The organism is Limnohabitans sp. Bal53 (assembly GCF_003063355.1).
In the GTDB taxonomy this organism is placed as follows: domain Bacteria; phylum Pseudomonadota; class Gammaproteobacteria; order Burkholderiales; family Burkholderiaceae_C; genus Limnohabitans_A.
Genome location: NZ_NESH01000001.1, coordinates 617,442 through 636,972, shown reverse-complemented (window position 1 = coordinate 636,972; position 19,531 = coordinate 617,442). Strand labels below are relative to the sequence as shown.

Here is a 19,531-nt window from a genome sequence, read left to right as displayed (position 1 = left end):
CCTGTGGTCGTCCGCCATGCACTGCTGCTGCACGCGCTGGGCATTTCTGTCTATGGTGCTTGATGGCACCCACAGGCTCAAGTGGGCGACGTCAGAGCCCGCGCCATCGACTCGGCCACCTTGATGCCGTCCACGCCCGCCGACAAAATGCCGCCCGCGTAACTGGCGCCTTCACCGGCCGGATACAGGCCTCGGGTGTTGGTGCTTTGGTGGTCGTCGCCGCGTGGAATTCGCAGGGGCGAAGAGGTGCGCGTCTCCACCCCGGTCATTACTGCATCCGCCATGTCGTAGCCCTTGATCTTGCGGCCAAACACCGGCAGCGCTTCGCGCATGGCGGCCACTGCGTAGTCCGGCAACACCTCGGCCAAGTCAACCAATTTCACGCCGGGTTTGTAAGACGGCAGCACGCTGCCCCAGGTGGTCGAGGGGCGCTGCGCCAAAAAGTCGCCCACCAGTTGACCGGGTGCTTCGTAGTTGCTGCCGCCCACTTCAAAGGCGCGTGTTTCGAGTTGCCGCTGCAACACGATGCCGGCCAGCGGGTGTGGCACAGGGGGCTGTTGCGCTGCTAAGGCGTGTGCTTCTTGAGCCAGTTGGGCGCCATCTTGCTCGCCAAAGGCGGCTTGCCAGGCGGCTGTGTCCAGCGGGTAGTCGGGCGGGTCAATCGCCACCACCATGCCCGCGTTGGCGTTGCGCTCATTGCGCGAGTACTGGCTCATGCCGTTGGTCACCACACGGCCCGGCTCGCTGGTGGCTGCCACCACGGTGCCGCCGGGGCACATGCAAAAGCTGTAGACCGCGCGGCCGTTTTGCGCGTGGTGAACCAGTTTGTAGTCGGCCGCGCCCAGCAGCGGGTGACCCGCGTGGCGGCCCCAGCGGGCTTGGTCGATCACGCTTTGCGGGTGCTCGATGCGCACGCCGATCGAAAACGCTTTGGCCTGCATGGCCACGCCCCGACGGTGCAGCATGACGAAGGTGTCGCGCGAGCTGTGGCCCAGGGCCACAACGGCATGGCGGGTGTGCAGGGTTTGGTTTTCGCCCGTGCGCAGGTCTTGCACCTGCAGCCCGGTGAGTTGTTGGCCGTCTGCGGTGGGGGCGAGCAGCACATCGCTCACGCGCTGCTCAAAACGGATTTCACCGCCCAGCGCAATGATTTGCTCGCGGATGTGCTCCACCACCTTGACCAACTTGAAGGTGCCGATGTGCGGGTGTGCGGCGTACAGGATGTCTGCAGGCGCGCCAGCTTTGACGAATTCGTCCATCACCTTGCGGCCCAGGTGGCGCGGGTCCTTGATTTGGCTGTAGAGCTTGCCGTCACTGAAGGTGCCTGCGCCGCCTTCACCAAACTGCACATTGCTTTCGGGGTTGAGCACCTTTTTGCGCCACAGGCCCCAGGTGTCTTTGGTGCGTTCGCGCACGGGTTTGCCGCGCTCCAGCACGATGGGCTTAAAACCCATTTGCGCCAGCGCCAGGGCCGCGAACATGCCGCAAGGGCCAAAGCCCACCACCACCGGGCGCTCGCCTTCTTGCGCGCCGAAACTGGCCGGGGCCTGGCAGGGCGCGTGCCACGCCATGTCGGGTGTGGGCTGGATGTGTGGGTTTTTCTCGAACTGGTGCAGCAAGGCAGCTTCGGTCTGCTCATCGGCCAGCGACAGGTCCACGATGTAGACCGCCAGCAAGTCGGCCTTGCGGGCGTCAAAGCTGCGTTTGAAGACGTGCAACGTGGCGATGTCGGTGGCGTTGATGCCCAAGGCTTGGGCCGCCAGTTGGCGCAAGGCCGCGATGGGGTGCGGTGTGGGCAGGCGGTCTTCGTCGGTTTCGGACGGCGCGTCGGCAGCGCGGCGCGATTCAATCGGCAGGGCCGACAAGGGGAGTTTGAGTTCTGAAATCCGGATCATGGCAACCTCTGTGGCTTGTGGTTATCAAGCAAGAAGCGGTGATTATCCTTGAGGCAGGAAGCCATCGACCGACAAATACCGCTCACCCGTGTCGTAGTTGAAGCCCAGCACCGTGGCGCCGGCAGGCAAGTCGGGCAGTTTTTGGGCAATGGCCGCCAGCGTGGCGCCCGATGAGATGCCAACCAGCATGCCTTCTTCGCGGGCTGAGCGGCGGGCGTATTCGCGGGCCGCTTCGGCGTCGACTTGGATCACGCCGTCGAGCAGGCGGGTGTCCAGGTTTTTGGGTATGAAGCCCGCGCCAATACCTTGAATAGGGTGGGGTGCAGGCGCGCCGCCCGAAATCACAGGTGAGGCTGCAGGCTCGACCGCAAATACTTGGAGATTCGGGAACTTGGCCTTGAGCAAGCGGGCTGTGCCCGTCAGGTGGCCGCCCGTGCCCACCCCCGTGATGAGGGCGTCAATGCCATCCGGAAAGTCGGCCAGGATTTCTTGCGCCGTGGTGCGCACATGGACATCGATATTGGCCGGGTTTTCAAACTGCTGGGGCATCCACGCGCCGGGCGTGCTGGCCACCAAGGCTTGGGCCCGGGCAATCGCCCCTTTCATGCCTTCGGCGCGGGGTGTCAGGTCAAAGCTCGCGCCATAGGCCAGCATCAGGCGGCGTCGCTCGATGCTCATGCTGTCGGGCATGACCAGCACCAGCTTGTAGCCCTTGACGGCGGCCACCATGGCCAAACCGATGCCGGTGTTGCCCGAAGTGGGCTCCACGATGGTGCCTCCTGGCTGCAAAGCACCTGATTGTTCTGCCGCTTCGACCATGGCCAGTGCGATGCGGTCCTTGATCGAGCCGCCGGGGTTGCTGCGTTCGGATTTGATCCAGACATGGGCACCCGTGCCAAACAGGCGCTGGATGCGCACATGGGGCGTGTGGCCGATGGTGTCGAGAATGGAGTGGACTTTCATGTGTTTTCCAAGGGGTGGCGGGAGGCTTGCATTGTGCGCGAGGGGGCTTGGCTTGAATGTCTTGTGCGGCACAAACTGGGCATGAACGTGGCACCAAGCGCCCGCTGAAAACACCCCGGGGCCCGCGCCCTGCGCTCAGGCGATAATCACCCGGTGAAGCACGCCAGACCGTCGCTGGTGCAATCTCCGAAAGGAGGCACTGGAGGAACGTCCGGACTGCACAGGACAGCGTAGGAGGTAACACCTCTCCACCGTGAGGTGAGGATCAGAGCAACAGAGACGAGCCGATTGAGTTCGGGTGAAACGGGCAATCTCTACGCGCAGCAATACCAAGTAGGCCTTCCTGAAGGGGCGCGGTTCGCCGCATTCTTTCTCCCTGTGGTTCCGCGGGGTGAGTTGGCGGGTAGGTAGCACCGAGCCGGGTGGGCGACCCCCGGCCCAGAGTAATGGCGGTCACACAGCGGGCAACCGTTGTGCACAGAATCCGGCTTATCGGCGGGCTTCACACTTTTTTCTCAGGGCGCAGCCCATTAAAAAACCCGCCGAAGCGGGTTTTTTAATGGGGGCATTAAACCGTCAGTAGCTCAGCCGCGAGAAGGCATGAGACTGCCTGCCAGAGCAAACACCGAGTTGGGCGCAGTGATCTTCAAAGTGCTTTTGGGCTTGGCAAACACGCCGCGCTTGACGGCTGGTTGCGGTGCAGGCTCGACGGTCACGCCTTTGGTGCGTTGCTCGGCCACCAGTTGGCGCAAGGTGATCGACTGCAGGTGGGTCAGCATTTTTTCGTTCAGGCTGGCCCACAGCTCGCTGTTCATCCAGCCGCCTTCGGCCGCGGCTTCTTCTTCTGTAGGGGCGTCGACCGCACCCACGATGTCGGCCATGGTGATTTTTTCAGCATTGCGCGACAGCGAATAACCGCCGCCGGGGCCACGGGTGCTCTCGACCAGGCCATGCTGGCGGAGTTTGCTGAAGAGCTGTTCCAGGTAGGACAGGGAAATTTGGTGGCGCGTGCTGATGGCGGCCAGCGAAACGGGTCCACGGTCTTCGCGCAACGCCACATCGATCATGGCGGTGACGGCAAATCGGCTTTTGGTGCTCAAACGCATGGTGGGCTCCTTTCTGCGTTTTGGTGACCTGCAAAAGCAGGCCATCCTGTGGGGTCAAGACTGCATTGTGTGCAGGGGTGACTGAACGGTCATTTTCTCAGACTGTAGTGTCAGGTGGTGATAAACCGGGCTTATTCAAGGGTAAATCCGCCTTTTTTAACCCTTTTGGCAGATTAAAAACAGATTAAAACCGTTCATGGCTTTCCGTCTGCCGCCATTGCCCCGGCTCCAAGGGGGCCAAACCGATGCGGCCCACGCGTTGGCGGCGCAGGTCCTGAAGGGGGCATTGTTCGTCCAGCCAGCGGCCCAGGTCCAGTCCATCGATGTCTTTGCCCGCGATGCGCAGCACCGTGAGTTGGTCGGTCTGGCGGTTGATGCTGGCGCGGATGCCCGGGCCGTTCAGGGCCTTGATCAGGCCTTCGGGCACTTCGCCGCTCAGGGTGGCCATCCATTCTTGCTCCATAGGGCTGCGGCGGTCTTCCAGGTGGCGCAGCACACCCACATCGTCGGTGAAGATGCACAGCCCGCTGGCCGGTTTGGCCAGTGGCAGGGGCATTTGCATTTTGGCCAGGCGCTCGGGGCCCCACAGGCCGGGCTGGGGGGCTTTGAGGCCCACGGTGTCCTGCAGCCAGGCCAGATTGGCCACCCGGTGCGCGGGTTTGAACAGCACCAGCGTCATGGGGGCCAGCGCCGCCATGGAGACCAGGCGGTTGACTTGAACGGTTTGCTCGGGCCGCACACGGCGTGCCGGGTCGGTGACCACTTTGCCCGCCACCTGCACGCCACCGGCCACGATCAGGGCTTCGGCTTCGCGGCGAGAGCAGTTTTGCTCGGCGGCCACGCGTTTGGCCAGGCGAATGCCTTCTTCAGAGGAAATCATCGATGCTTTCAAAAATGCTCAAAGCGAATCAAGACAACGCTTGTTCGCGGATGTGGTCCACATGCGCTTGCAGCGAACGTGCCGCCACGGGCCACAAGCGAGACGGCACGTCGTCGTAGGCTTTTTCCACCCACTCTTGCAAGCTGCCCTGGGGCAGGGCCTGCATGGTGGCGGCTATTTTGGCTTCGCGCTTCAAGCGGTGGGCCTTCAGATGCGTGATGGCTTGGTGGGCAAAACCCAGCACATGGCCGTGCGCGGGCAAGATGAATTCAATGCCTCCGGCTTCGCACGCCGCAGCCAGTTTGTCCAGTGAATCCAAATAGTCGCCCATGTGGCCGTCGGGCGGGTCGATCACGGTGGTGCTGCCGTTGAGCACATGGTCACCTGAAAACAGCAGGCCGTCTTCTTCGAGCACCAGGCACAGGTGGTTGGCCGCGTGACCGGGGGTGTGCACCACGCGCAGGGTGTGGGTGATCTCGCCATCCACGCCGATGCCTTGCAGCACCAGTTTTTCGCCATCGGCCAGCTCGCGCTCCGGGGTGAAGCGGCTGTTGGCGCGGGCGGTCGGTTGGGAGGCCAGGCCCAGGATCGGGGGCTTGTTCGTGCAAAGTGCCTGCAGCGGGGCCGCGCCGGGTGAATGGTCCGGGTGGGAGTGGGTGCAGACGATGGCTTTGATTTGCCCGCCCGCCGCACGCCAGATGCGTTGCAGGTGGTCGTTGTCGGCCGGGCCGGGGTCGATGGCGATGTAGCCCGTGTTCGGGTCGCCCACCAAATAACTGTTGGTGCCGGGGCCTGTCATCACGCCGGGGTTGGGGGCGGTGAGGCGCTGCACGTTCTGCAGTAGCGGCACGGCTTGGTCGGTCTTCCAGTCCAGGTGGTGGTGGATTTGCCCGTCGGGCGTGACCAAGGCCAATTCGCCAAAGGGCGCTTCGTGCTCCATATATCGCGCTTCGTTGCCCGCCAGCCAACCTGCGCGGGGGCAGCTGGTCCACAGCGGCTCGTCGTTGACGGCGCAGGCTTGCAAGATGGCATCCACATGGGCAAAGGCTTTGAGGCGATCGAGTGTGCGGATGGTCGGGTAGACCATGAAGAAATCACCCGCTTCGTGGCGGGTCAGCGCGTCAGATGGGCGCATCCAGACGGGCTCAAACTGCTCAGCCTCATCGGCCACCGGGGTTTGGCCTTCGGGCATGCGGGCCACCAAAAAGGGCACATCAAAGCGGCGTGGCAGGTCGCGGTCGGTGATCCAGTGGGCCAGCACAAAGACTTGCTCGGCGGCGAGGCGCAAGCCTTTGGTCTGGCATTGGTCAGCAAAAGGGCCTTTTCGGTCGATCGCTGCAATGTCACTCGCGTCAGCCCAGCGCCCATCGGCATGGCGGGCGAACAAAATGCCCAGCTCTTCAAAGCTCTCGCGGATGGCGGCAATCGCTTGCGTCAGGTGCAGGTCGCTTTGGCTGGGGCGGCGCTGCGCCAAGCTGTGCGCCTGGGCATCGGCGGCGTCAATCATGCCGCCGGGAAACACATAAGCACCGGGCGCGAAACTGGCCGTCATGGCGCGGCGGGTCATCAAGACTTCGACGCCGTTGGGACCATCGCGCAGCAGCAGCACGGTGGCGGCTGGGCGCAGGGGCGCGGGTTCACGTTGGGGGTAGAGGAGTTGGGAGGTGCGTGCCATGCCCCATTATCAGGCGGCTGAGGCCCTACCGACCGGGCCATAATCGCGGCCATGCACATTCGCTTTACCAAGATGCAAGGAGCCGGCAACGATTTTGTCGTGCTCGACGAGACGCAAGGCCGATTGGGCCTGACCACGGCCCAATACCGCTTTTTGGCCGACCGCCACTTTGGCGTGGGCGCCGACCAAATCCTGACGGTGCGGCCATCGCCCGCGCCCGGGCTGGACTTCGAATACGTGATCCACAACGCCGATGGCGGTGAGGTGGAGCATTGCGGCAACGGGGCCCGCTGTTTTGTGCGCTACGTGCGTGACAAGGGCCTGACCGACAAAAGCAACGTGCGCGTGAAGGTGCAGCAAGGCGAGATTGAGCTGCGCATGAACCCCGATGGCCGCGTCACGGTGGACATGGGGGCGCCAGTGTTCGACTGGGAGCGTGTGCCTTTCGTGCCCGTGGGCCTCATCAGCGACCAGGTCAATGGCTGGCCGGTATTCGATTTGGTGCTGGGCGAGTTGGGTACGGCCCGTGTTGGCGTGGTGTCGATGGGCAACCCGCATGCGGTGCAGCGCGTGGACGACGTGGACACCTTTGCGGTGCTGGCCCAAGGGCCGCTGATTGAAAAACACCCCGCTTTCCCCAACCGGGTGAACGCGGGCTTCATGCAGATCGTCTCACGCAGCCAAATCAAGCTGCGGGTGTTTGAGCGCGGCGCGGGCGAGACCCTGGCCTGTGGCACGGGCGCTTGCGCGGCCGTGGTCGCGGGCATTCGCCAAGGTTGGCTGGACAGCCGTGTCGATGTGCAGACCCACGGCGGTGTGCTCACCATCGAGTGGGCCGGCCAGGCCGACAGCCCGGTGCTGATGACCGGCCCGGCCACCTCTGTTTTTGAGGGCAGCATCGACGTGCCTGACTCACTTTGAACTTTTGAATTTCTGGAGCCTTCCCATGACCACGCCCGAACCCATGAGCCCGATCACCGAAGACGACATTGCCGACTATTTGGTCAACACGCCGGACTTCTTTGAGCGCCACGCTTCGCTCTTGGCCACGGTGCAGTTGACGCACCCGCAAAGCCACCGCGCCGTGGGCCTGCAAGAGCGGCAGGCGCAAATGCTGCGCGACAAGATCAAGGCCTTGGAGCATCGCATCATGGACATGATCCGGCACGGCAACGAGAACATGATCCTCACCGACAAGCTGCACCGCTGGTCGTGTGAGTTGCTGGTGACGCCCCAAGACCAGCTGGTCGCTTCGGCGGCGGACAACATCCGCGAACTGTTTCAGGTGCCACAGGTGGCTTTGCGTTTGTGGTCCCTGCAGGGCGTTCACGCCCAGGCGGCATATGCCCAGGGCGTGACCGAGGCCATGCAGGTGCTGGCCACCTCGCTGGACCGGCCTTATCTGGGGCCGAACACGGGCTACGAAGCCGTGCAGTGGCTGGACGAGCCGACCCAAGCGGCTTCTTTGGCGCTGCTCGCTTTGCGTGCGGCACCGGGCCAGCCGGCTTTTGGCTTGCTGGTACTGGCCTCTCCAGACGCCCAGCGCTTCAACAGCCAGATGGGCACCGACTTGCTCGAGCGCCTGGCCGAGTTGGCGGGTGCTGCTTTGTCGGTCTTGCAAAAGCAGGCTTGAACCGTGGCGGACGCGGCCATGGCGGACGCGGCGGCTACCGACCCGCTGGTGACCCGTTACCTGGACCATGTGCGCTTTGAAAAGCGCTTGGCCGAACGCACCTGCACCTTGTACCAGTTGGATTTGAGCCGTTTGACCGAGATGGCGGCGGCGTCCCAAGTGCCCTTGCTGCAGGTGCAAAGTGGCCATGTGCGCCGTTGGGTGGCACAGATGCACAGTGCCGGGCGCAGCGGGCGCGGCATTGCGCTCATCTTGTCGGGCTGGCGCGGGTTTTACACCTGGCTGGGGCGCGAGGGCCTGATCCCGCTCAACCCGGTGGCCGATGTGCGGGCCCCGCGTGTGGCCAAGCCCTTGCCCAAGGCACTGGGTGTGGACGAAGCGGTGCAACTGGCCGAGCACGAAGAAGACAACGACGACCCTTGGCTGGAAGCCCGCGACGCGGCCATGGTGGAGCTGCTGTACGGCTGTGGCCTGCGCATTGCCGAGTTGACCGGGCTGGACGTGGTGGCCAGCACCGAAGCGGCGCGTGCCGGGCGCGGCTGGATTGATTTACAAAACACCGAGGTGCAGGTGCAGGGCAAAGGCAGCAAGCGCCGCAGCGTGCCTTTGGGGCGTGCGGCCATCGAGGCGCTGACACATTGGCTGGCCGTGCGGCCGCAGTTGACCGGCATGCTGACACACCCTGTCCCTGGCGCATCCCCTTTGGCGCTGGCGCTGTTTCCCGGCCGCCACGGCACGCGCCTGACGCCACGCGGCGTGGCGCAGCGCCTCAAGCGCCGCAGTCTGCTGGCGGGCTTGGCCACCCCGGTGCACCCCCACATGCTGCGCCATTCCTTTGCCAGCCATGTGTTGCAGTCCAGCGGCGACTTGCGGGCGGTGCAAGAGTTGCTGGGCCACGCCAACATCAGCACCACCCAGGTCTATACGCGGCTGGATTTCCAGCACCTGGCCAAAACCTACGACGCAGCCCACCCCCGCGCCAAACGCAAATGAAGCCCCGTGCGGGCCAAGCGACGGCGGTTTGGGGCCATGCCCGGTGTGCTGGCTCAGTGCTTGAATTCGTCGCTAAACTCCCCCATCTTGTTGTCTTGTCCTGAACTGGAACCGCGCCATGTCCCTGATCCCCACCACCATCCTGACCGGCTTTTTGGGCTCGGGCAAAACCACACTGCTCAAGCGCGTGCTGACCGAGGCCCACGGCCAAAAGATTGCCGTGATCGAGAACGAGTTTGGCGAAGAAAACATCGACAACGACATCTTGGTCTCGGACACCGATGAGCAGATCATTCAGATGAGCAACGGCTGCATCTGCTGCACCATCCGTGAAGACCTGCGCGTGACCCTGCAACTGCTGGCGGCCAAGCGCCGCAAGGGCTTGCTCAGTTTTGACCGCATCGTGATCGAGACCACCGGCTTGGCCGACCCTGGTCCGGTGGCGCAGACCTTTTTCATGGACGACGAGATCGCCGAGACCTTTTTGCTCGATTCCATCTTGACCTTGGTCGACGCCAAGCACGCGGCCCAGCAACTCAACGACCGCCAAGAAGCGCGCCGTCAGGTGGGCTTTGCCGACCAGATCTTCATCAGCAAGGCCGACTTGGTCTCCCCCCAAGAGCTCGATGCCCTGCAGCACCGCCTCAAACACATGAACCCCCGTGCACCGCAAAAAGTGGTGCACTTTGGCGAGGTGGCCTTGTCCGAGGTGTTTGACCTCAAGGGCTTCAACCTGAACGCCAAACTGGACATCGATCCGGACTTTCTGAAAGACGACGACCACGGCCACGTGCACGGTGAGCATTGCGATCATCCGTCGCACCAACATGAGCATGCGCATGACCATGAACATGGTGAGCACTGTGACCATCCTTCGCATGCCAAAGAGCAAGGCCACCATCACCACCACGATGACGATGTCAAAAGCTTCGTTTTTCGATCGGAAAAAGCCTTTGACCCCGCCAAGCTGGAAGACTTTCTGGGTGCCATCGTCAACATTTATGGCCCCCGCATGCTGCGCTACAAAGGCGTCTTGAACATGCGTGGCACCGAACGCAAGGTAATTTTTCAGGGCGTGCACCAGCTCATGGGCAGCGATTTGGGCCCCATGTGGGCCGATGGCGAGACCAAAATGAGCAAGATGGTTTTCATTGGCATTGATTTGCCCAAAGACATTCTGTTGCAAGGCTTGGAGCAATCCCTGGTGTGAGGGCGCACACACGGGGCCGCAGCGGGGCGATGCTTTGGGGATGTTCTGGCTTTTAATCCACCTCCGGGCAAATTTTGACCGTTCTAGTCGCTACAATCGCCCGCCGACAGCAACGCCTTTTGGGCGAAGCTGGCGAACCCCACAAGGTCTATAACAAGGGTTTGAAAAGCACATGAACAGGTTTCGGGTCGGCTGCGCAGGGACAGACGGTCAGGAGTCTGCCCTTTGACACGGCTAGGAGACAAGACGTGAAGACCCCGAACAAAACAAAGCCCCTTGGCAAATCTGCAGTGGCCCCTAAAACCACTGCGCCAGCTGCCAAGGCCAAAGTTTCGACCGTCAAAGCGGCCGTCAAACCTGTTGCCAAGACCAAGCCCATTTCGAAACCGGCTGCGCCTGCCAAGGCAGTGCCAGCCAAAACTGCCGCGGTGTCTGCGGCTGCATCCAAACCGGCTGCGCCTGCCAAGGCAGTGCCAGCCAAAACTGCCGCGGTGTCTGCGGCTGCATCCAAACCGGCTCCCAAAGCCAGCCCTTCCCGAACGTCTGCTGCACCCAAGGCTGCAACGGCTGCCCCGCCAGCCCAGACACCCCCAGCGAAAAACATGAGCGTTACCAAAGTGGAATCAGTCCCATCTCCCGTCGAATCGAACCCCGCCAGCACCACACCTGCTCCCGAGCAGCTGGTTCGCGCCACACGGCCTTCGGCCCGCTTGGCCCAGATCACCGTGCCTTCCTTGCCGCCCGCCGTGGCGTCCACGGCAGCCAAGTCCAGTTTCTTGCCCAGTGCCGCACCTGCACCTGTCTCGGTGCCTTTTGCGCCGATCAAGAAGGACCCCAAGCTGGCCAACAACTGGAAGACCAAAAAAGTCGAAGAGCTGTCGGACGCCGAGATCCTCGCCATGTCTGACGATGAGTACATGAACGACAAGCAAATGGCGTATTTCCGCCTGAAGCTGACCCACCTCAAACAAGACATTTTGGCCAGTGCCGGCCAGACGACCGAGCACCTGCGCGAAGACACCGTGGTGGTGCCCGATCCAGCAGACCGCGCCACCATCGAAGAAGAGCATGCACTGGAGTTGCGCACCCGCGACCGCGAACGCAAGCTGCTCAAGAAGATCGAGCAATCCATCCAACGCATCGATGCGGGCGATTATGGGTTCTGCGACGAAACCGGGGAGGCCATTGGTGTGGGCCGCTTGTTGGCACGCCCCACAGCCACTTTGTCGCTGGAAGCCCAGCAGCGGCGTGAACTCAAACAAAAGATGTTCGGCGACTGAGTACAGCGGTACCGATGCCAACCCATAAAAAAACCCCTGCAAAGGGGTTTTTTTATGGGTGTTTGACCGGGCACGGTTGTTGTTTCGACTTTAATGATTTTAAATTTTCTGCCTTTATTGTTACCTGAGATGTTACTTGCAGTGTGACGCGTAAGTGTTTAATTTAGAACGAAAATCAAGTTCTTTCGAGATTTAAAATGCGTGCTAAGCCTTTGATTTCATTGAAAAAAATCGATCTAGACCCATGATCACGCCCCTAATTCCTGATACAGTGCAAAAAAGTGCAATTAAGTGGGATTTGGTGCCACTGACGTGCTTTTTCATCACCAAAGGGTCTTCGTCGTGTTTCAAGGGGCTTCATCGCTGAGTCTGGATGCCAAGGGGCGGCTGTCTGTGCCGACCCGGCACCGTGACGTCTTGAGCGCCACGGCGCTGGGCCAGCTGACGATCACCAAACACCCGCATGGCTGCCTGATGGTGTTCCCCCGCCCCGAGTGGGAAAAGTTCCGTGAGCGTATCGCCGAGTTGCCCATGTCTGCCCAGTGGTGGAAGCGCATCTTTTTGGGCAATGCGATGGACGTGGAGATGGATGGCACAGGCCGTGTGCTGATCTCGCCTGAGTTGCGCCAGGCCGCCGGTATTGCCAAAGACACCATGCTGCTTGGCATGGGCAACCACTTTGAGTTGTGGGACAAAGCCACCTATGACGCGCAAGAGGCACAGGCCATGCAAGGCGAAATGCCTGATGTGTTCAAAGACTTTTCTTTCTGAGCACCATGACCGACAACGCGCTGACCCACACCACCGTGCTTTTGAACGAAGCCGTAGACGAGCTGCTCGAGGCTTCGGCTGGAGCCGACGGTGCTTATGTGGACGCCACATTTGGCCGAGGCGGCCATTCGCGCCTGATTCTTTCCCGTTTGTCGGCGCAGGGCCGACTGCTGGCCTTTGACAAGGACCTTGAGGCGATTGCAGAGGCCGCGCGCATCGAGGACACCCGTTTTGCTATCCGACACGAGGGCTTTTCGCACCTCGGTGAACTGCCTGCAGGCAGTGTCGATGGTGTTTTGATGGACTTGGGCATCAGCTCTCCCCAAATCGACAGCCCCGAAAGGGGTTTTTCTTTTCGTTTTGAAGGCCCTCTAGACATGCGCATGGACACCACGCGCGGACAGAGTGTGGCCGACTGGCTGGCCACCGCAGAGGTGGATCAAATCACGGAGGTGATACGTGACTATGGCGAAGAACGGTTTGCTTTTCAGATTGCAAAGGCGCTTGTGGCTCGCCGACAGGAACGGGGCCCAATTTCAAGCACCTCCGATTTGGCCCAGCTCGTGGCTGACACGGTCAAAACCCGCGAGCCGGGCCAGAACCCTGCAACGCGGACATTTCAGGCTTTTCGGATTTTCATCAATGCCGAACTTGAAGAGCTCGAACAGGCGCTAGAGGGCAGCTTGCGGGTGTTGGCGCCAGGTGGTCGATTGGTGGTCATCAGCTTCCACTCGCTCGAAGACCGCATCGTCAAACAGTTCATGGCCAAGCACTCCAAAGAGGTGGTGGATCGGCGCGTGCCATTTGCTGAGCCGGTCAAGATGCGCCTGAAGACCCACGGCCGTGTGCGACCCAGCGAGACAGAGGTGCGCGGCAACCCCCGCTCGCGCAGCGCCATCATGCGCATGGCCGAGCGCACCGAGGTCCCCGCATGACCCGCGTTAGCCTGCTCTTGCTGGTGGCCACCGTGGCAAGTGCCTTGTGGCTGGTGCACAGCCACTACGAATCGCGCCGCTTGTTCATGGGGTTGGAGACGGCCCGCAAAGAGACCAAACGCATCGAGGTGGACCTTGATCGCCTGGAAGTGGAGCGTCGCGCACAAGCCACGCCTTTGCGGGTGGAGAAAATTGCCCGTCAGCAATTGAACATGCGCACGGCATCTCCTGCCATTACCCAGTACGTCAATGCGCAGGGTGCCTCCGTTGGCGCAGTGCCCACGCCTGCTGCGGGAGTTGCCCAGTGAGTCGCAGCCGCAGCGTCCAATTGACGTCCAGCCCTTTGCTGGCCAGTAAGACCCCTGTCTGGCGCAGCAAACTGATCGTGGCCGCCATGGCGCTGGGTTTTCTGGGCCTGGTGGGTCGTGCGGCCCATGTGCAGGTGATTGACAACGACTTTTTTATTCGCCAAGGCGAGGTGCGCTTTGCACGCACTTTGGAGTTGCCCGCCAACCGCGGCCGCGTCCTTGACCGCAACGGGGTCTTGCTGGCCTCCAGCGTGCCGGCGCCGAGCATTTGGGCCAATCCAGAAGATGTGGAGCGCGACCCGGTCAAGCTGCGGCAATTGGCCCGGTTGTTGGAGATGACACCCGCCGAGCTGGAATACAAGCTCAAGGACGAGGAAAAAACCTTTGTCTGGCTGCGCCGTCAGATGGATGAGCCTGTGGTCAAGGACATTCGGGCGCTGGGCATCAAGGGTGTCTACGACATCAAGGAATACAAACGCTTGTACCCCGAGGGGGAGGCGGCTGCACACATCGTGGGCTTCACCAATGTGGAAGACAAGGGCCAAGAGGGTGTGGAGCTGATTTTTCAAAAGCAGCTGGCGGGCCAGGCCGGTTCGCGCCGTGTGATCAAGGACCGACTGGGCCGCGTGGTGGAAGCTGTGGGAGAAACCGTGCACCCAGTCGACGGGCAGGACCTGCAGCTGAGCATTGACAGCAAGGTGCAGTTTTATGCCTACCAGACCCTGCGCGATGCGGTCAAGGAGCACAAGGCCAAGGCGGGCAGTGTGGTGGTGCTGGATGCGCAGACCGGCGAAATTCTGGCGCTGGCCAATTACCCCAGCTATTCGCCATCGCGGCGCGTCAACCTCAGCGGTGAGCAATTGCGCAACCGTGCCTTGACCGACAGCTTCGAGCCAGGCTCGACCATGAAGCCCTTCACTGTGGCCCTGGCCCTGGAGCAGGGCTTGGTCAAGCCCGAGACGATGATCCAGACCGCCCCGGGGCGCATCAACATCACCGGCTCGACCATCAGTGATGTGCACCCCTACGGCATGCTGAGCGTCAACGAGGTGATCCAGAAGTCCAGCAACGTCGGCACCGTGAAGATCGCCATGCAAATGGAGTCCCGCGAGATGTGGGAGATGTTCACCGAGTTGGGTTTTGGGCAAAAACCGGCCTTGCCCTTTCCCGGCGTGGTCAGTGGCCGTTTGCGGCCCTACAAATCGTGGCGCCCTGTAGAACAGGCGACCATGAGCTACGGCTACGGCGTGTCGAGTAGTTTGTTTCAAGTGGCGCGCGCCTATACCGTGTTTGCGCGTGACGGCGAAATCGTGCCAGCCACCATGATGAAAGCCGAGCAACAGGTGCAGGGCACGCGCGTGATCAGCGCTGCCAATGCCAAAGCCATGCGAAAGATGCTGCAGATGGCAGCAGGGCCTGGCGGCACCGGACAAAAAGCCCAGACCATGGGTTATTCGGTGGGGGGCAAATCGGGTACGGCCCGCAAGCAAGAGGGCAAGGGCTACGCCAGTAAGAAATACCGTGGCTTTTTCGTGGGCATCGCTCCAGTAGAGCAGCCTCGAATTGTGGTGGCCGTGATGATCGATGAACCTTCGAACGGCGTTTACTTCGGCGGTGCCGTGGCTGCGCCCGTGTTCAGCCAGACGGTGCAGCAAACCCTGCGCCTGATGGGCGTGCAGCCCGATATGGCGGTCAAGCCCCAGATCGTGGCCCAAGCGGTCGAGGAGTCGTTCTGATGCGCACCCTGCACAGCGCTCAGGAAGCAGCCCGCTGGTTGCGCACCCGCGTGACGGGCGAGCTGCGCACCGACAGCCGCTTGGTGCAGCCGGGTGACGGTTTCATTGCCTGGCCAGGAGCGGCCAGCGATGGGCGGCGGTACCTGGCGCAGGCCTTGGCGCAAGGCGCCAGCGCCTGCCTGATGGAAGAGGCTGGACACGCGCCTTGGCTCAATGCGTTGCAGAGTCCCGACCCAGAGGCCATGGCTTGTATGCCCAGCCTCAAGCCTCAAACCGCTTGGGTGGCCGATGCCTACTACGAACACCCCAGCCACGCTTTGCAGGTGTTGGCGGTCACAGGCACCAACGGCAAAACATCGACGGCCTGGTGGCTGGCGCAGGCGCTGTCTTCACCCGTGTTGCAACAAGCCTGCGGGCTGGTGGGCACCTTGGGCGTGGGGCGCCTGCCTGATCTGGTCAGCACCGGCATGACCACGCCCGACCCTGTGCTGCTGCAGCGTCAGTTCTGGCAGTTCGCGCAGGACGGCGTGACGCACTGCGCGATAGAGGCTTCTTCCATCGGATTGGCCGAGCACCGTCTGGATGGCACCCGTATTCGCGTGGCGGTGTTCACCAACTTCACCCAGGACCATCTGGACTACCACGGCGACATGACCAGCTATTGGTCGGCCAAGGCGGCTTTGTTTGCTTGGCCCGGTTTGCAGTCGGCCGTCATCAACATCGACGATGCCCAAGGCGCTTTGTTGGCCCAGCAGTTGCAAGGCGGACCGCTCGACGTCTGGACTTGCTCACGGCGCGGCCCTGCCCGTTTGCAAGCGCGCGCCTTGTCCAGTGGACAGGGTTTGGCTTTTGAGGTGATCGAAGGTCAGACCATTCAGACCCTGCACACGGGTTTGATGGGCGACTACAACATGGACAACCTGCTGGGCGTGATCGGCAGCTTGCGCGCTCTGGGTTTTGATTTGGCGCAAGCGGTGCAGGCCTGTGCGCAGCTGACGGCAGTGCCTGGCCGCATGGAGCGCGTGGCCTTGGATCTGTCGGAGGATCGACTGGACGTGACAAGCCCGCTGGTGGTCGTGGACTATGCGCACACGCCCGACGCCATCACCCAGGCGCTGGCTGCATTGCGTTCACATGCCGCGCTGCGGGGTGGTCGACTGTGGTGTGTGCTGGGCTGTGGTGGTGACCGCGATGCCAGCAAGCGGGCCTTGATGGCTGCAGCCGCCGAAGCGGGTGCCGACCAAGTGGTGTTGACCAGCGACAACCCCCGCACCGAATCGCCCGAGGCGATTGTGGCCGCGATGGTCCAAGGTTTGAGCCGCCCACCATCGGCCCGTATTCAACTCGACCGTGCACAGGCCATTGCCGAAGCGGTGGCCCAGGCTGCCGCGCAAGACGTGGTGCTGGTGGCAGGCAAAGGCCACGAGAGCGAGCAAGAGATCATGGGCGTGCGCCACCCGTTTTCGGATGTAGCGCAAGCCCGCGCCGCTTTGCAGCAACGCGCTGCTCAGGGCCAGGAGGTGAGCGCATGAACGCCGTTGTGTCCATGAAGCTGAGTTTGACGCTCGCCCTGAGTTGGCTGAGTCAGGCGCGCGGCGTGAATGTGCAGGCAGTGGTGGCCGACCGGGTGCACACCGACAGCCGCAGCCTGCAAGCGGGCGACCTGTTTGTGGCCTTGCGCGGTGAGCGATTTGATGGCAATGCGTTCATGGCTCAAGCCAAGGCGCAAGGCGCAGTGGCCGTGGTGTGCGAAGCCTCTGGCGAGGCGCAAGCTGCGGCGCACGGCTTGCCCGCGCTGGTGGTGCCCGATGCGCGCATCGCTTTGGGTGAGTTGGCCGCGGGTTGGCGTGCGCAGTTCAGTTTGCCGCTGATCGCTGTGACCGGCAGTAACGGCAAAACCACCGTGACGCAAATGATCGCAGCCATCTTGCGCGCCCATGCAGGGGACGACGCTTTGTCGACCCAGGGCAACTTGAACAACGACATTGGTGTGCCCTTGACCTTGTTCAATTTGCGCGCCCACCACCGCATCGCCGTGGTCGAGCTGGGCATGAACCACCCAGGCGAAATCGCCTACTTGGCCAAATTGGCCCAGCCCACTGTGGCCTTGGTCAACAACGCGCAGCGCGAGCACCAGGAGTTCATGGGCACGGTGGAGGCGGTGGCGCATGAAAACGGTGCCGTCTTGCAAGCCTTGCCACCTGAGGGGGTGGCGGTGTTTCCAGCCGACGAAGCATTCACCCCTGTGTGGCGCGCGCTGTCAGGTCAGCGGGCGCAGCGCTGCTTTGCCATGGCCTCAGCCTCTGACGCCGATGTGCGGGCCGCTGTGGTGGTCTGGCAGTCGGGTGCATGGCAGTTCACCCTCAAAACCGCTGAGGGCACTGCGCCCGTGCACCTGCACATCGCCGGGCGCCACAACGTCAAAAATGCCTTGGCCGCTACGGCTTGCGCCTTGGCCGCAGGGCTGCCCCTGGCCGCCGTGGCCCAGGGTCTGGTGGCGTTTGAGCCGGTCAAAGGCCGCTCGCGGGCGTTGGTCCTGCCATCGGCTGCAAACGAAATCACCTTGGTCGACGACACCTACAACGCCAACCCCGACTCGGTGCGCGCCGCCATTGACGTTTTGGCCGAGTTGCCTGCACCGCGTTTGCTGGTGCTGGGCGACATGGGCGAAGTGGGTAACCAAGGCCCCGAATTCCATGCCGAGGTGGGGGCCTATGCGGCCGAGCGCGGCATCGAAGCGTTGTTCACCCTGGGTGACTTGTGTGTGCACAGCGCGCAGGCATTTGGTGCAGCACGGCACTTCGAGGACATGGACAGTTTGCTGTCTTTTGTCACGGCGCAAGTGGATGGTTTTCAGAGCGTGCTCGTCAAAGGTTCGCGTTTCATGAAGATGGAACGCGTGGTGCAAGCCCTGCTGTCACGGGGCGAAGACAAGAACAGTCAAAACAATAAAAAAGGGGGGTTCCATGCTGCTTAGCTTGGCCCAATGGTTGCAAAGTTTGTCCCCCGAGTGGGGCTTTTTGCGTGTTTTTCAATACATCACCTTCCGCGCGGTGATGGCCGCCATGACGGCGCTCTTGATCGGCCTGGCCGCAGGCCCTTGGGTTATACGCCGCTTGACTTCGCTCAAGATCGGCCAACCCATCCGCGGCTACGGCATGGAATCGCACCTGTCCAAAAGCGGCACACCCACCATGGGTGGTGTGCTCATCTTGTTGTCGATCGCCATCTCCACTTTGTTGTGGTTTGACCTGTCCAACCGATTTGTCTGGATCGTATTGATTGTGACCCTGGGCTTTGGTGCCATTGGCTGGGTCGACGATTGGCGCAAGGTGGTCAACAAAGATCCCGAAGGCATGCGCTCACGCGAGAAGTACTTCTGGCAATCGGTCATTGGCCTGATGGCCGCATTGTGTTTGGTGTTCAGCATTTCCGAAAACTCCAATGCGCGGGTGTTGGACTTGTTTGTTCAGTGGGTCATGTCGGGCTTTGAAGTGAGCTTGCCCCTGAAGGCCGGCTTGCAGGTGCCCTTCTTCAAAGAGATCACCTACCCGCTGGGCGTGCTGGGCTTTGTGGTTCTGACCTATCTGGTCATCGTGGGGTCCAGCAATGCGGTCAACCTCACGGACGGTTTGGACGGCTTGGCCATCATGCCGGTGGTCATGGTGGGCTCGGCGCTGGGTGTGTTTGCCTACGTCACGGGCAGCGCCGTGTATTCCAAGTACTTGTTCTTTCCTTACATTCCGGGTTCGGGCGAGTTGCTGATTTTTTGCGCTGCCATGGCGGGTGCGGGTTTGGCGTTTTTGTGGTTCAACACCCACCCGGCCCAGGTCTTCATGGGTGATGTGGGTGCGCTGGCGCTGGGCGCAGCACTGGGCACCATTGCGGTCATTGTTCGGGCCGAAATCGTGCTGGCCATCATGGGCGGCATCTTTGTGGTCGAAGCCCTGTCGGTGATGGCGCAGGTGACTTACTTCAAATACACCAAGAAAAAATACGGTGAAGGCCGCCGCATCCTGAAGATGGCGCCCTTGCACCACCATTTTGAAAAGAGCGGCTGGAAGGAAACGCAAGTCGTCGTGCGTTTCTGGATCATCACCATGCTGCTGTGTCTGGTCGGCTTGTCGACCCTGAAGCTGAGGTAAG

General features: G+C 61.9%; 17 protein-coding genes and 1 other RNA gene. 13 read left to right on the top strand and 5 right to left on the bottom strand.

What is annotated here, in order from left to right; all coding sequences use genetic code 11:
- Positions 1-77: 77 nt before the first annotated feature.
- Both B9Z50_RS02990 and cysK read right to left on the bottom strand, forming a co-directional pair.
- Complete coding sequence (locus tag B9Z50_RS02990) at positions 78-1,895, bottom strand: NAD(P)/FAD-dependent oxidoreductase (protein WP_108362157.1); 1,818 nt, start codon at positions 1,893-1,895, stop codon at positions 78-80.
- A gap of 42 nt (positions 1,896-1,937) precedes the next feature.
- Positions 1,938-2,858, bottom strand: coding sequence for a cysteine synthase A (gene cysK / locus B9Z50_RS02985; protein ID WP_108362156.1), 921 nt, complete (start codon positions 2,856-2,858; stop codon positions 1,938-1,940).
- Between the two features lie 155 nt (positions 2,859-3,013).
- Between cysK and rnpB the strand changes: the two genes are divergently transcribed.
- An RNA gene (gene rnpB, locus B9Z50_RS02980) (RNase P RNA component class A) lies at positions 3,014-3,366 on the top strand.
- A gap of 76 nt (positions 3,367-3,442) precedes the next feature.
- Here rnpB and B9Z50_RS02975 read toward each other — a convergent pair.
- The 3 genes from B9Z50_RS02975 to B9Z50_RS02965 form a co-directional block, all read right to left on the bottom strand.
- A complete protein-coding gene (locus B9Z50_RS02975) occupies positions 3,443-3,964 on the bottom strand; it encodes an Rrf2 family transcriptional regulator (RefSeq protein ID WP_108362155.1) in 522 nt (173 codons plus the stop codon).
- A gap of 184 nt (positions 3,965-4,148) precedes the next feature.
- Positions 4,149-4,844, bottom strand: coding sequence for a S4 domain-containing protein (locus tag B9Z50_RS02970; RefSeq protein WP_108362154.1), 696 nt, complete (start codon positions 4,842-4,844; stop codon positions 4,149-4,151).
- Between the two features lie 28 nt (positions 4,845-4,872).
- On the bottom strand, positions 4,873-6,519 hold the full coding sequence (locus tag B9Z50_RS02965; RefSeq protein WP_108362153.1) for an MBL fold metallo-hydrolase: 1,647 nt from the start codon (positions 6,517-6,519) through the stop codon (positions 4,873-4,875).
- Positions 6,520-6,570: 51 nt separating this feature from the next.
- On the opposite strand from B9Z50_RS02965, the gene dapF reads away from it, so the two are divergent.
- The 12 genes from dapF to mraY all read left to right on the top strand — a co-directional run bounded on the left by dapF (position 6,571) and on the right by mraY (position 19,530).
- On the top strand, positions 6,571-7,440 hold the full coding sequence (dapF, locus tag B9Z50_RS02960) for a diaminopimelate epimerase (RefSeq protein ID WP_108362152.1): 870 nt from the start codon (positions 6,571-6,573) through the stop codon (positions 7,438-7,440).
- 25 nt (positions 7,441-7,465) lie between these two features.
- The gene (locus B9Z50_RS02955) at positions 7,466-8,152 is read left to right on the top strand and encodes a DUF484 family protein (protein WP_108362151.1); all 687 of its coding nucleotides are present in this window, start codon (positions 7,466-7,468) and stop codon (positions 8,150-8,152) included.
- Between the two features lie 18 nt (positions 8,153-8,170).
- Entirely contained in the window at positions 8,171-9,145 is a 975-nt protein-coding gene (locus tag B9Z50_RS02950) for a tyrosine recombinase XerC (RefSeq protein ID WP_108362539.1), read from the top strand.
- 118 nt (positions 9,146-9,263) lie between these two features.
- Positions 9,264-10,355 carry a GTP-binding protein gene (locus tag B9Z50_RS02945; protein ID WP_108362150.1) on the top strand — a complete coding sequence of 364 codons (1,092 nt, stop codon included), beginning with the start codon at positions 9,264-9,266 and terminating at the stop codon, positions 10,353-10,355.
- 602 nt (positions 10,356-10,957) lie between these two features.
- Positions 10,958-11,635, top strand: coding sequence for an RNA polymerase-binding protein DksA (gene dksA, locus B9Z50_RS02940; protein WP_370463051.1), 678 nt, complete (start codon positions 10,958-10,960; stop codon positions 11,633-11,635).
- A 342-nt stretch (positions 11,636-11,977) separates the two neighbouring features.
- The gene (gene mraZ / locus B9Z50_RS02935; RefSeq protein ID WP_108362149.1) at positions 11,978-12,406 is read left to right on the top strand and encodes a division/cell wall cluster transcriptional repressor MraZ; all 429 of its coding nucleotides are present in this window, start codon (positions 11,978-11,980) and stop codon (positions 12,404-12,406) included.
- Positions 12,407-12,411: 5 nt separating this feature from the next.
- Positions 12,412-13,341: a 16S rRNA (cytosine(1402)-N(4))-methyltransferase RsmH gene (gene rsmH, locus B9Z50_RS02930; protein WP_108362148.1), complete on the top strand. Its 930-nt coding sequence runs from the start codon at positions 12,412-12,414 to the stop codon at positions 13,339-13,341.
- The gene (ftsL, locus tag B9Z50_RS02925; RefSeq protein WP_108362147.1) at positions 13,338-13,649 is read left to right on the top strand and encodes a cell division protein FtsL; all 312 of its coding nucleotides are present in this window, start codon (positions 13,338-13,340) and stop codon (positions 13,647-13,649) included. The genes rsmH and ftsL overlap by 4 nt, the downstream gene beginning before the upstream one ends.
- Positions 13,646-15,385: a penicillin-binding protein 2 gene (locus tag B9Z50_RS02920; protein ID WP_108362146.1), complete on the top strand. Its 1,740-nt coding sequence runs from the start codon at positions 13,646-13,648 to the stop codon at positions 15,383-15,385. The genes ftsL and B9Z50_RS02920 overlap by 4 nt, the downstream gene beginning before the upstream one ends.
- Entirely contained in the window at positions 15,385-16,917 is a 1,533-nt protein-coding gene (locus B9Z50_RS02915) for a UDP-N-acetylmuramoyl-L-alanyl-D-glutamate--2,6-diaminopimelate ligase (protein WP_108362145.1), read from the top strand. Before B9Z50_RS02920 ends, B9Z50_RS02915 begins: the two co-directional genes overlap by 1 nt.
- On the top strand, positions 16,914-18,362 hold the full coding sequence (gene murF, locus B9Z50_RS02910; protein ID WP_108362144.1) for a UDP-N-acetylmuramoyl-tripeptide--D-alanyl-D-alanine ligase: 1,449 nt from the start codon (positions 16,914-16,916) through the stop codon (positions 18,360-18,362). The genes B9Z50_RS02915 and murF overlap by 4 nt, the downstream gene beginning before the upstream one ends.
- Positions 18,352-19,530, top strand: coding sequence for a phospho-N-acetylmuramoyl-pentapeptide-transferase (gene mraY, locus B9Z50_RS02905; protein ID WP_108362143.1), 1,179 nt, complete (start codon positions 18,352-18,354; stop codon positions 19,528-19,530). The genes murF and mraY overlap by 11 nt, the downstream gene beginning before the upstream one ends.
- Position 19,531: the final 1 nt, after the last annotated feature.